14 protein-coding genes are annotated in these 11,597 nt (G+C 55.4%); all 14 read left to right on the top strand.

Annotated elements, in window-relative coordinates; genetic code table 11:
- Positions 1-18 precede the first annotated feature (18 nt).
- The 14 genes from C4J94_RS04200 (at position 19) to C4J94_RS04135 (ending at position 11,451) form a co-directional block, all read left to right on the top strand.
- Entirely contained in the window at positions 19-774 is a 756-nt protein-coding gene (locus C4J94_RS04200; RefSeq protein ID WP_124385077.1) for a TIGR03747 family integrating conjugative element membrane protein, read from the top strand.
- Between the two features lie 9 nt (positions 775-783).
- Positions 784-2,262, top strand: a complete 1,479-nt coding sequence (locus tag C4J94_RS04195) for a UvrD-helicase domain-containing protein (protein WP_124369575.1) — start codon at positions 784-786, stop codon at positions 2,260-2,262.
- Positions 2,263-2,337: 75 nt separating this feature from the next.
- Entirely contained in the window at positions 2,338-2,649 is a 312-nt protein-coding gene (locus tag C4J94_RS04190; RefSeq protein WP_124369574.1) for a hypothetical protein, read from the top strand.
- Positions 2,650-2,806: 157 nt separating this feature from the next.
- Positions 2,807-3,115, top strand: a complete 309-nt coding sequence (locus C4J94_RS04185; protein ID WP_256657715.1) for an RAQPRD family integrative conjugative element protein — start codon at positions 2,807-2,809, stop codon at positions 3,113-3,115.
- Positions 3,112-3,351 carry a TIGR03758 family integrating conjugative element protein gene (locus C4J94_RS04180; RefSeq protein WP_032877922.1) on the top strand — a complete coding sequence of 80 codons (240 nt, stop codon included), beginning with the start codon at positions 3,112-3,114 and terminating at the stop codon, positions 3,349-3,351. Before C4J94_RS04185 ends, C4J94_RS04180 begins: the two co-directional genes overlap by 4 nt.
- A gap of 18 nt (positions 3,352-3,369) precedes the next feature.
- Positions 3,370-3,708: a TIGR03745 family integrating conjugative element membrane protein gene (locus C4J94_RS04175; RefSeq protein ID WP_124369572.1), complete on the top strand. Its 339-nt coding sequence runs from the start codon at positions 3,370-3,372 to the stop codon at positions 3,706-3,708.
- Positions 3,709-3,720: 12 nt separating this feature from the next.
- Complete coding sequence (locus C4J94_RS04170) at positions 3,721-4,101, top strand: TIGR03750 family conjugal transfer protein (RefSeq protein ID WP_008437403.1); 381 nt, start codon at positions 3,721-3,723, stop codon at positions 4,099-4,101.
- On the top strand, positions 4,098-4,751 hold the full coding sequence (locus tag C4J94_RS04165) for a PFL_4703 family integrating conjugative element protein (protein ID WP_124369571.1): 654 nt from the start codon (positions 4,098-4,100) through the stop codon (positions 4,749-4,751). Before C4J94_RS04170 ends, C4J94_RS04165 begins: the two co-directional genes overlap by 4 nt.
- A complete protein-coding gene (locus C4J94_RS04160) occupies positions 4,751-5,653 on the top strand; it encodes a TIGR03749 family integrating conjugative element protein (protein ID WP_124369570.1) in 903 nt (300 codons plus the stop codon). Before C4J94_RS04165 ends, C4J94_RS04160 begins: the two co-directional genes overlap by 1 nt.
- On the top strand, positions 5,643-7,133 hold the full coding sequence (locus C4J94_RS04155; protein WP_124369569.1) for a TIGR03752 family integrating conjugative element protein: 1,491 nt from the start codon (positions 5,643-5,645) through the stop codon (positions 7,131-7,133). Before C4J94_RS04160 ends, C4J94_RS04155 begins: the two co-directional genes overlap by 11 nt.
- Positions 7,111-7,539 carry a TIGR03751 family conjugal transfer lipoprotein gene (locus tag C4J94_RS04150; protein WP_124369568.1) on the top strand — a complete coding sequence of 143 codons (429 nt, stop codon included), beginning with the start codon at positions 7,111-7,113 and terminating at the stop codon, positions 7,537-7,539. Before C4J94_RS04155 ends, C4J94_RS04150 begins: the two co-directional genes overlap by 23 nt.
- Positions 7,539-10,502, top strand: coding sequence for a conjugative transfer ATPase (locus C4J94_RS04145; protein WP_124369567.1), 2,964 nt, complete (start codon positions 7,539-7,541; stop codon positions 10,500-10,502). Before C4J94_RS04150 ends, C4J94_RS04145 begins: the two co-directional genes overlap by 1 nt.
- A complete protein-coding gene (locus tag C4J94_RS04140; protein ID WP_032877928.1) occupies positions 10,499-10,795 on the top strand; it encodes a hypothetical protein in 297 nt (98 codons plus the stop codon). Before C4J94_RS04145 ends, C4J94_RS04140 begins: the two co-directional genes overlap by 4 nt.
- Entirely contained in the window at positions 10,792-11,451 is a 660-nt protein-coding gene (locus C4J94_RS04135) for a thioredoxin domain-containing protein (protein WP_124369566.1), read from the top strand. The genes C4J94_RS04140 and C4J94_RS04135 overlap by 4 nt, the downstream gene beginning before the upstream one ends.
- Positions 11,452-11,597: the final 146 nt, after the last annotated feature.

The following is an 11,597-nucleotide window of genomic DNA, read 5'->3' as shown; positions in this document are numbered from 1 at the left end:
GCCTGAGGGAACAGAGCCATGGCCGATATCGCGGAAAAAGCCCAGCAACAACAGGAAGGTCAAAAAAACTTCCTGGGCATGCTGTTCTCCACCCCTTTTCATTTCTTGGGGGTGATGTTCGGCTCCTTGCTCGGCGCCATCGTCGTTGAATGGCTGTGCGTGTACACGTTCTGGCCAGATGCCGGCTGGAAACATGCTCAGCAGATGTTCCAACACGAACTGGGCTGGCTGTCCCAGGATCTGCTGCACAGCGTTGTCATCAAAGAGCCGGGGCGTACGGCGACCTGGCTGGCACAAACGGTCTATGACTGGCTGATGGTGAAAACCGGTATGCAGGACAACATAAATGCACTGACACAGTACGCCCGCTCAACATCACCACAACAAGCGGGAACCTTTAACCTTCGCTACGAACTCGGTCGGGCGATGATCAATTTCCAGGACTATGGCTTAGCCGCGTTATACACAGTCCTGACCTTTTGCGTGCGGATGGTCATTCTGACGCTGACGATTCCACTGTTCGCACTGGCGGCGTTCGCTGGCTTGGTCGATGGCCTGGTGCGGCGTGATCTACGAAAATTCGGCTCCGGCCGCGAGTCAAGTTACCTGTATCACAAAGCCCGGGGGACGATCATTCCGCTCACCATCGTGCCCTGGACGGTCTACCTGGCCATCCCCATCAGCATCAGCCCACTTTTGATTCTGTTGCCCTGCGCGGTGCTGTTGGGTGTATCCGTTTACATCACCGTCTCAAGCTTCAAGAAATACCTTTAGGAGCTGCCCATGCAGTGGACTCAAGAACAGCAGCCCATCATCCATTCCACGGCTGACAAGCTGCTGGTGCAGGCTTTCGCCGGTACCGGCAAAACCACAACACTGGTGGGCTACGCCACACAACACGCCTCGGTGAAAATGCTCTACCTCTGCTACAACAAATCCGTCGAGCTCGCTGCCAGAGGTCGCTTTCCACGCAGAAACGTGGTGTGTAAGACGGCGCATGGCCTCGCATACGCAGTCTATGGCAGTCAGTACGCCACCAAGCAGACTAACAACTTGCGCCTGACGGATATCGCAAGGGCCATCAACACCCAGGACTGGGAGCTCGTGCGGGACGTCCTCAGCACGCTGAACAACTTCATGGCCAGCGCCGACGACGAGTTGGGTCGTGGGCATTTTCCCAGGTTCCAGGGGCAACGAATGCTCACCAGTGCCCAGGAGCGGTTCCTGAACAGTGCTTTAAACGTGGCCAAAACTATTTGGAACCGGATGATCGATCTGCAGGACACTGGAATGTCGATCACCCATGACGCGTACCTGAAGCTGTATCAGCTAAGCAAGCCGGACCTGAGCGAACGATTTAACGCCATCCTTCTCGATGAAGGTCAAGACGTTAACCCGGTTATTGCCGACATAGTAAAAATCCAACGGATTCGCAAGGTGGCAGTCGGCGATCCCCATCAGCAGATCTATCGCTTCCGCGGTGCCGAAGACGCGCTCAACAGCGACTGGATGGCCGACGCCGAACGTCACTACCTGACCCAAAGCTTTCGCTTCGGCCCTGCGGTCGCGCACGTGGCCAACATCATTCTTTTTTACAAAGGTGAGACACGAAAGCTGCAGGGGTTAGGTTGCAATACCCTGGTTAAACGGGCTCTGCCTGAAGAGCTACCGCATCGCACGTTTATCCATCGTACCGTGACCGGCGTCATCGAGAACGCCCTGCAGCTGGTCGCAAGCAACCCCAAGATTTTCTGGGTTGGCGGTATCGACAGTTACTCGCTGCGCGACCTGGAAGATTTATACCTGTTCAGCCGCAACCGTAATCAGGAAGTGCAGAACCGCAAGCTGTTGCGAGATTACCGGGACTTTTCACAGTACGTGGAAATAGCCGAGGTAAGCCAGGACACGGAGATGTTGCGATCGATCAAGATTATTGCAGCCTATCCGGACCTGCCACAGCGGATCCAAACCTTGCGTTCCCGCTCGGTAGATAACGAGCTAGACGCCACCGTGACACTCACGACTGGGCACAAGGCCAAGGGGCTGGAGTGGGACTTTGTCAGCCTGTATGACGACTTTAGCGCTGACCCGCTTTCACCCGATATCGATCAAGGTCGCAAAGATGACGAGTTGAATTTGCTGTACGTGGCGGTGACGCGAGGAATGAAGATTCTAGCGCTGAATTCAATGGTCCTTTCTATCATGCAACGCTACGTCGATGCTCGGACCTCTCCACCCCAACCTCAGAAATCACGCGCTTAGCAACAAACTATTTCAGATTGCTGGCACGCGCTCAATATTGAAACCCTGGAAGCTCTGCACATTGAGGACGTCGCCATGGACCGTCAGAAATTTGAATACCACACTGAGTTCTCTCCTTTTCAGTACCTTGTCCGAACAAAAAAACTCCTCATGTTCAAGTCCGAAGAGCCCACCACTGAACCCGACACCCAGGGTTTCCTGGAAGATTCTGAACGTCAGAACCGCCTCGCTCATTTAGGCCGCGAAGGCTGGGAGCTGGTCAGCGTCCAACCCGTGGTCAAAGGAGAAATCAAGGTTGGCAATCAAAACGCCCAAGGATGGGCCTACGGATTCGCCTTGCCCACCGGGTATCTGCTGTTCTTCAAACGCCCTATCCACTGTGAATGATGGAGTCGGTACCGCCAGAAGAAATCCTTACAGCCCTGAATATGGTTTTCTTGCGGCGACCATAGCTTGATCACGGCAAGCTGACGGCATCAGGAATGACTAGAGCCCAGCCGTGATCCAGTACCCGCGTCTCACTGCACTCACTTGCCGACTTGCCTTGCCAGGCCTCATCGTACTTTTTGGATGCAGCTTGCCCGTCTCTCATGCGGCCGCTGCTTCAGCCTCCGAACAGGCAAACCTGGATGTGATGATCCGCCAGTTAAATGCCTTGGAGGACACTGCGCGTCGTAGCGCACAAGTGGCCGACGAACCTGGCAAGCGTTACTTCTTCGATTACCAGCGCCTAGCAGGTGATATCGCCCGAATTCGTCATGGGTTGGAGGGCTATCTCACCCCAACCCGAGCCCAGCCTCGTGATCCTGTTGAGCTGTCAGGCCAATACACGACTGAAGGACGCAAGCCATGAGCATGAGCGGCGCTCAGGCTGCTGCGTTCCAAGCGGCGGGAGGATTCCCTGCCTCGACGAGCTACCTGTTTTTCGTCGGCGTCGCTGTTGCCATCATCTTTATGTGGGGCGCCTGGGCTATCTGGAGCTGCTACCGAGGATGGGCCACTGGCAACCTTGATCGAACGATTGCCTCGACCTCAGTCGTCCGCATCCTACTGCTTTGCATGATCCTCACCACATTTGTTCTTAGTTGACCCTATGGGAGTTACACCATGACTACTTTTTTAAAACCGGGCCGCATGCTGATCGGGTTACTTGCTCTCCCCCAACTGACCATGGCGGCACTTCCGCAGTCTCAGCCTCCTACCCGAGGGGAAGGCTCTAACCTGATGCAAACCATGCAGAACTACGCCTTTGACGGTTTTTCTTTGCTTGGCCTCATCATCTGCGCCGTCATTTTCAGTGGCGTTGCTTGGCATGCCTTCGGCACCTACCACGAAATTCAACTTGGCAAGAAGAAATGGGGAGATCTGGGGGCGACAGCCGCAGTTGGCGTCGCCATCCTCGGGGTCGCCATTTTTCTGGTCACCAAGGCTACAAATATTCTTTAAAGAGCCGTGGCCATGACAGAACTCTCAGACGATGGGACCCTGATCTTCCTTCCAGTGCGATTGAACAATCAGCCAGTCATCATGGGCGGCCTTACCGCTGACGAAATGTGGGCCACCTTGGCGTTAAGTACCGGCGCAGGGCTGGTTATCGGTATTCCGGCCGCGATATTGACCCAGATTTGGGCACTTATCATCGGCGCCGCCATGCTCTGTGCTGTTCTAGGGCTGTTTCTTGCCAGTCGTTTCTTGCGTCGGTGGAAACGCGGTCGACCTGATACATGGCTATACCGCCAGATGCAATTGAACATCGCGCGGTTTTTTCCGACCTGGAATAAAGCCCTGCTGATTACTCGTACAGGTGCGTGGACCTGTCATCGAACGGAGGTTCAATGACTTACCGTAAAAAAGTAGACGCCCAACTGGCCCACATCAACAGCCTGCGCATGGTCATTGGCCTTCTCATTGCCCTGGGTCTGTACATGGCTTATGGCTGGCAGAGCGCACCGCGTGACCTAACTGTTCATGTACCTCCAGATCTACGTTCAGGTAGCACCCGTAAGTGGTGGGATATTCCACCGGAGTCGGTATACGCCTTCGGTCTGTACATTTTTCAGCAAATGAACCGTTGGCCCGTTGATGGTGAAACCGACTACGAGGACAACATTACCCGCTTGGAAAGCTACCTGACACCCAGCTGCAAAGCCTACTTGCAGAAAGATTTCGAGCTACGCCGCAATAGCGGGGAACTGCGCAAACGTGAACGGGGTGTATTTGAAATTCCAGGCAGAGGCATCGACGATAAATCTGAGCAACATATTGAACAGCACAGCATCAATGACTGGACCGTCAACCTGGATATCACCGCTGACGAGCACTACGGCGGGGAGCGCGTAAAGCGGGCATTTGCTCGCTATCCATTACGAATTATCCGATCTGACGTCGATCCCGAAAAAAACCCGTTCGGCCTGGCCTGGGACTGTTATAGCAGTAATCCACAACGCATCGAAGTCTCCGCAGAAACGACCAGAGCAGGAGGCAAATGATGACACGCCGCCTAATGATCATCGGGCTCTTAGCCCTTCACTTCTGCGGGTTGGCCAACGCCGTCGAAATCCTGCGCTGGGATCGAATCCCTATAGCACTGCCCTTGATCGTGGGTCGGGAGCGTATTGTCTTTGTGGACCAAAACGTACGGGTGGGTCTGCCTCGTAACCTCGTCGACAAACTGCGCGTGCAGAGCACCGGTGGAGCCCTCTACCTGTTGGCGAAAGAGCCGATTGAACCGACTCGCTTACAGCTGCAGAACATGAACTCAGGTGAGATCATGCTCGTGGATATCATCGCAACGGTAGGGAAACCGAATCAGGTCGCACCCGAGCCGGCTAAAATTGTAGCCGGGGACAGTCCCGCCCCGCGTTACGGCCAAGTCAACGCCAAACCTATAAGCAACCATGCAACTTCTTCCACGGCCCAAGCCAGCGCTCAAACCGAGGAGGATGAGGACGCGCCGAAACCGCGTCGTGAGACCCCACTTCCGGTGGTCATGACGCGCTATGCCGCACAGATGCTTTACGCGCCCCTACGCACCGTTGAGCCCGTGGAGGGGATTGCTCAGATCAATCTGAAGCGCGGTTTGGACCTCACCACCCTAATGCCGACATTGCCGGTCGAAGCCTATGCGTTGGGGTCGTGGCGGTTAGACGAGTATTGGGTCACGGCGGTTAAGCTACGTAACACGAGCGCCCAAAACCTCACATTGGATCCGCGTGACCTGATGGGTGACTTTGTCACCGCGACTTTTCAGCATCCCTACCTTGGCGCCAAGGGTGATGCCAGCGATACCTCGACGGTCTACCTGGTGACCCGTGGCCACGGTCTAGCCGAATCGTTGTTGCCGGCTGCCATCAGCCAGATCGATCCGAAGGGAGCCCGCCGTGAAGAATAATCCTTTGATTAAATTCCTGGTCATCCCGTTCGCGATCCTAGCAATTTTCGTCGTGGTTAAATTGTTCAGCCGCGGCAGTGCGGAACAACAAATCCATGCACCAGAAACAGTCGCACTCAGTACGGATGAGGCGAAGAAGCTGGGTGTTGACGGTGATACGCCTGGCGACACATTGCGCACCATTGTCGTTGAAAGCCGACAACTAAAGGACCAAGTCTCCAATGCTTTGAAGAACAATGACGAGCTCAAGCAACAGAACATCGAGCTGCAAAAACGCCTGCAGAACATCGATCTCAACGTCGATAACAAGTTGCAAAACGTTCAGCAAACGATGAAGCAGGAGGCGCAACAACAGAGCCAAACCCTCTTGGACACGCTGCAGCAGCAATACAATACCCTGAGCAACAAATCAGGCAGTGGCAATGAGTCTGGGTCTGATTTGCCGATCGGCTTCGGCGTTCAGCCCGGTGACGGTCAAGCCTTCAAAGGCGGGCCTGGCGCGGACGTTGTTTGGATAGAGCCGCAGGACGCAACGCCGGTCGATATCAACGGCAAACCCCTCGCTGCAGGGTCAAATCAAACGGCAAGCGGTTTCAACTTCCCGACCTCTTTTGGCGAGTCCGTGGACCGAGGTCAAAATGCACTGCGCACGGGCGCTCAAAGTGTTGCGAATGAAATCTCGCCACAGGAGGCCCGCAAACAGGTGCGTAAGGTGTACACCTTGCCGCAGAACTCGACATTGATGGGTTCGGTGGCCATGTCCGCGCTGATCGGCCGGGTACCCATCGACGGCACTGTAAACGACCCCTACCCGTTCAAGGTATTGATCGGGCCGGACAATCTCACAGCCAACGGCATCGACCTGCCCGACGTCGCCGGCGCGGTGGCCAGCGGAACGGCTTCCGGCGATTGGACCCTGTCTTGCGTACGCGGTCAGATCAAAAGCCTGACGTTCGTCTTCAATGACGGCACTGTGCGCACGCTGCCACAACCTCAAGAAGAAACGAATAGCAGTCAAAATAGTAACAACCAGAACAATGGCAACCAAACCACCATTCAGGGTGGCCTGGGCTGGATAAGCGATGCTTATGGCATCCCTTGCATCAGTGGTGACCGCAAAAGCAACGCCTCGCAATACATTGGCTCGCAGGTACTGATTACCGCCGCCGGCGCGGGTGCTGCCTCCCTCATCAAGTCAGATGGAAACAGCGGATCTTTTATAAACCCTCAGTCCGGGACCATCGGTTCTGTCGGCGGCTCGGGCAGTGAAGCCATGGGCAAAATCATTGGCCAGGGCGTCAATGACGTCTCCAGCTGGGTCAACAAACTCTACGGGCAAGCCTTCGCAGCGGTGTATGTACAACCCGGTGCAAAGATAGCTGTGCACCTGGACCAGCAACTGACCATCGACTACGAACTCAATGGCCGCAAGGTCAACTATCGCTCAGGAGCCCGTCATGTTTCGACTGCGCTTGACTAATCATGGCTTAAAACTAGGTGCATACCTGGCCATCGCCCTACTCGCCTCGGCATGTTCCACCAACAAAGACGAATTACTCCCCCATGGGGACCGCACAATGATGGACGTTTGGGATCAAGGTTCCAGCGGCTCAAGCAGCTCGAGCAGCCGCCAATTGCTCGATGCACGCCAAGATCTTCGTCGGCCTCTTGAGACGAGGGAAACAGACAACACCAGGTTCACACGTACCGCACAAAACGAGATCTACAGCCAATTTAAACGCCTACCCAATCCCGACCTGGTGATGTACGTCTTTCCTCATTTAGCGGGTTCAGACCCAGCACCGATCCCAGGCTACACCACGGTGTTTCCCCTGTATCAGCGGGTGCAATACGCCATGCCTGGCGAACGCACGGAGGCATATTGATGGGTTTTTTTGAACGATTCAAAACGCGGCGGGCGTCAGAGCGTGTGGAGCCTGGCGTAACACCAGGTGCGCCGGTATCTGACGACGTGCAGGGATCAGCAACCGAGACGTTTGAGGCCGCGATTGAGCGTTACTACGAGCGCCTTGCGGCCATGGGTATTCCCTCGCCGAGCGATTGGCGTAATCCAAAGAAAAAACCAGCCACGACCGCTGATGCTGACCGTCTATACGACGTCAATCCCTCCTTCGTAGACTTGCTGCCCTGGGTGGATTACCTACCTGCGGAAAAAGCCATGCTATTGGAAGACGGGGTGTCTCGCGCTGCATTTTTTGAGCTGACACCGATTGGTACTGAAGGTCGGGATCCCGAATGGTTACGCAAGGCCCGCGACGCCCTGGAAAACGCCCTCCAGGACTCCTTCGACGAGCTTGAAACCTCACCCTGGGTGGTTCAGCTCTATGCCCAGGACGAAACCAGCTGGGACGATTACCTTCAGCAACTGCATGACTACGTTCAACCACGCGCACAAGGCAGTGCATTTACCGAGCTTTATTTGAAGCTGATGAAGCAACACCTGGAATCCATCTCCAAACCAGGCGGGCTGTTTGAAGACACCAAGGTCAGCCAACTGCCCTGGAGGGGCCAGCAGCGCCGCGTCCGTGTTGTTGTCTACCGCCGTACCCAAGGCGCGCAAGCGGATGTGCGAGGCCAGGCGCCAGGTCCTTACCTGAAAATCATATGTGATCGCTTGGTGGGCGGCTTGGCGAACGCCGGCATTAAAACCCATCGCATGGATGGCCACGCCATCCGCCATTGGCTGATTCATTGGTTCAATCCACGTCCCGATCATCTTGGCCCTGCCGATGCAGATATTCGCCGCTTCTACGAATTGGTGTGCAAGCAAGCACCTGCTGCTGCAGAGGGCGAGCTGCCGCTCGCCAGCGGCACTGACTTCTCGCAAAACCTGTTTTATCGCGAACCACTGTCAGATATAGAGAAAGGTCTGTGGTATTTCGACGGCCTTCCTCATCAGGTGGTGATGCTTGACCGCTTGAGGGATGCTCCCAAGACCGGGCACTTAACCGGTGAAACCCGAAAGGGCGGTGATGCGCTCAACGCGTTGTTCGACAAAATGCCAGAGGACACCATTCTCTGTATCACTCTCGTGATCACCCCGCAGGACATTCTCGAAGGGCATCTGGAACAGCTTTCACGCAAGGCAGTTGGAGACACTCAAGCCTCGATCCTGACACGCGAAGACGTCGCCACCGCCCGTCAGTTGCTCGGGCGCAAGCACAAGCTGTACCGAGGTAGCGTAGCGTTTTACCTGCGGGGTAAAGACGATGCCCAGCTGCACGAACGCAGTTTGCAACTCAGCAGCGCATTGCTGGGTGCGGGCATGGAGCCGGTGGAACCTCGGGATGAAGTGGCACCGCTGAACTCCTACCTTAGATGGCTACCCGGCAACTTCGACCCCAATGCGCGCAAAGCACTGGAGTGGTACGCACAACTGATGTTCGCCCAACACATTGCGAACCTTGCCCCCGTCTGGGGTAGGTCGACCGGAACCGGGCACCCGGGTATTACCCTGTTTAACCGTGGGGGAGCGCCGATAACCTTCGACCCGCTGAACAAGCTGGACCGGCAGATGAATGCGCATCTGTTCATTTTCGGGCCTACGGGTTCAGGTAAATCGGCCAGCGCGACAAACATCCTTAGCCAAATCATTGCCATCTATCGGCCACGCCTGTTCATTGTGGAAGCTGGCAACAGCTTTGGGTTACTCGGTGATTTCGCCAAAAAGTTGGGTTTGACAGTAAACCGGGTTCGTCTTGCCCCTGGATCAGGTGTCAGCCTCGCGCCGTTCGCTGATGCTGTGAAGCTCATCGAACCCACCCAGAACGTGAAGATTCTCAAAGCTGATGATCTTGAGGCGTCGGACGAACACCTGACTAGCCAGACCGAGGATGAACAACGCGACATCCTGGGTGAGATGGAAATTGCGGCCAGGCTGATGATCACCGGTGGTGAAGAAAAAGAGGATGCCCGTCTTACTCGTGCCGACCGTAGCGCCATCCGCCAATGCATACTGAATGCAGCGAAAAAATGCGTGACGGAACAACGTATCGTTCTGCCCGAAGATATCCGTGAAGCGCTGCGAGAAATGGGACTCGAGCCCGGTATTCCAGACGCCCGAAGCACACGATTCTTGGAGATGGCGGAAGCCTTGTCCATGTTCTGTATGGGCACCGAAGGCGACATGTTCAACCGTCCTGGCACCCCGTGGCCTGAAGCGGACATTACCATTGTTGACCTGGCCACCTATGCGCGAGAAGGCTATAGCGCACAGATGGCCATTGCTTATATTTCCCTGCTCAACACCGTCAACAACATCGCCGAGCGTGACCAGTTTAAAGGCCGCCCGCTGATCTGCTTCACCGACGAAGGCCACATCCAGTTGAAGGTCCCACTCCTATCCCCCTACTCCGTCAAGATCACCAAAATGTGGCGAAAGCTCGGCGCCTGGTTCTGGATGGCCACCCAGAACGTTGACGACGTGCCGCCAGAGGCCTCAGCCCTGCTCAACATGATCGAATGGTGGATGTGCTTAAACATGCCACCTGATGAGGTGGAGAAGATCGCGCGGTTTCGTGAACTGACTCCTGCACAGAAGTCGATGATGCTGTCAGCGCGTAAAGAAAGCGGCAAATTCACCGAGGGCGTCGTGTTGTCAAAAAGCATGGAAATGTTATTCCGGGCGGTACCACCGAGTTTGTACCTGGCCCTGGCCATGACCGAGCCGGAAGAGAAAAAGCAACGCTTCGACATCATGCAAGCCAAAGGCTGCAGCGAGCTCGATGCCGCCATTGAAGTTGCTGCAACGCTTGACCGCTATCGCGGTATCGAACCTCACATCATTACTTTCCCCGAACAAGTCACGGCCTTGGAGCGCCAAGCATGAGAGCATTGAATTCCCTGACCCAGAACCTGATAGAAAGTCTGACCCAGCTGCTTGAACAACCGGGTGAAGACGCCCTTCAAACCCTTGAGGTGTGTGCCCCCGTTTTGATAGAGCAACTGCAACAGGTTTTGGTTCGTGCGGTGGATCGTCGTGACATCGAGTCCCAACTTCACGCGGTGTTAGCCAACTGGCTGCGACAGCACCCACAACCCGAGAATGCTGAGAACGCTCTGCTTGAGGCCCTTCGTAAACAAGCGCTTCTTTCATCGAAGCCAGCCGAGGCTCGGGCATGACAGGCCTACGCAAATATTGGGTGATGCTGGGGTGCGTTTTGGCAGGCACATCGATGGCCTGCTTAGCCCTCACTCGAAGTGAGATACCAGCCCAGCACAACACAGGCCCGTGGTTGTTTGGCCCTTCCGAAGCACGCTGGACTGTGACTGAGTTCGCGGACCTAGAGTGTCCCTACTGCAAGACGTACACACCTGCGTTGAAAACCTGGATACAGCAGCAGAAGAATGTAAACCTGCAGTGGCATCACCTGCCACTGGATGTGCACGGTTCGGCAGCAGTACACGAAGCCAAGCTCGCTGAATGTGCGGGTGTGCTTGGTGGCGCGCCTTCCTTCTGGCAAGCCATTGACCAAATCTTTGACCGGACCCGTAGTAACGGTCAGGGTTTCAAAGGGGATCTGAACGTTGTTGGTGTTACTAACCAGGCCCTGTTGTCCTGTGCAGCCACCGACAAAGTGATCGCACAGCATGTCGGCCAACAGGCCGATGAGGCCATCAAAGCCGGGGTTACGGCCACTCCAACCGTCATAATTAGAGACAACACGACTGGCAGCTCCGTAAAGCTTGAGGGCCCAGCTGATGGGGTGTTGTTGTTATCAGCCATTGATTGGCTAGCTCAGAAAAAGGAGCAGAACTCTGAAAAAGTTGGCCGATAAATGCGGCTTTTCTTTGTCAGCGTTTTGCTCACATTGGTAATGCTTCCCTGGCCTATACTTCCTCGGTCGAGCTTTCGCTCCCTCTCGATACTCGACGGCCCGCACGTGCGGGCCTTTTGTTACCCCTCATGTCTACACCTTTGACT

The organism is Pseudomonas sp. R5-89-07 (genome assembly GCF_003851685.1).
Lineage (GTDB): Bacteria > Pseudomonadota > Gammaproteobacteria > Pseudomonadales > Pseudomonadaceae > Aquipseudomonas.
This window is presented reverse-complemented; position numbering and strand designations above follow the sequence as displayed.

What these genes read in the sequence shown, in the direction of transcription:
- C4J94_RS04195 (WP_124369575.1), top strand. Translation starts at nt 784, where the DNA reads ATGCAGTGGACTCAAGAACAGCAGCCCATCATCCATTCCACGGCTGAC.
- C4J94_RS04165 (WP_124369571.1), top strand. Translation starts at nt 4,098, where the DNA reads ATGACTTACCGTAAAAAAGTAGACGCCCAACTGGCCCACATCAACAGC.
- C4J94_RS04180 (WP_032877922.1), top strand. Translation starts at nt 3,112, where the DNA reads ATGAGCATGAGCGGCGCTCAGGCTGCTGCGTTCCAAGCGGCGGGAGGA.
- C4J94_RS04190 (WP_124369574.1), top strand. Translation starts at nt 2,338, where the DNA reads ATGGACCGTCAGAAATTTGAATACCACACTGAGTTCTCTCCTTTTCAG.
- C4J94_RS04200 (WP_124385077.1), top strand. Translation starts at nt 19, where the DNA reads ATGGCCGATATCGCGGAAAAAGCCCAGCAACAACAGGAAGGTCAAAAA.
- C4J94_RS04170 (WP_008437403.1), top strand. Translation starts at nt 3,721, where the DNA reads ATGACAGAACTCTCAGACGATGGGACCCTGATCTTCCTTCCAGTGCGA.
- C4J94_RS04140 (WP_032877928.1), top strand. Translation starts at nt 10,499, where the DNA reads ATGAGAGCATTGAATTCCCTGACCCAGAACCTGATAGAAAGTCTGACC.
- C4J94_RS04160 (WP_124369570.1), top strand. Translation starts at nt 4,751, where the DNA reads ATGACACGCCGCCTAATGATCATCGGGCTCTTAGCCCTTCACTTCTGC.
- C4J94_RS04175 (WP_124369572.1), top strand. Translation starts at nt 3,370, where the DNA reads ATGACTACTTTTTTAAAACCGGGCCGCATGCTGATCGGGTTACTTGCT.
- C4J94_RS04150 (WP_124369568.1), top strand. Translation starts at nt 7,111, where the DNA reads ATGTTTCGACTGCGCTTGACTAATCATGGCTTAAAACTAGGTGCATAC.
- C4J94_RS04145 (WP_124369567.1), top strand. Translation starts at nt 7,539, where the DNA reads ATGGGTTTTTTTGAACGATTCAAAACGCGGCGGGCGTCAGAGCGTGTG.
- C4J94_RS04135 (WP_124369566.1), top strand. Translation starts at nt 10,792, where the DNA reads ATGACAGGCCTACGCAAATATTGGGTGATGCTGGGGTGCGTTTTGGCA.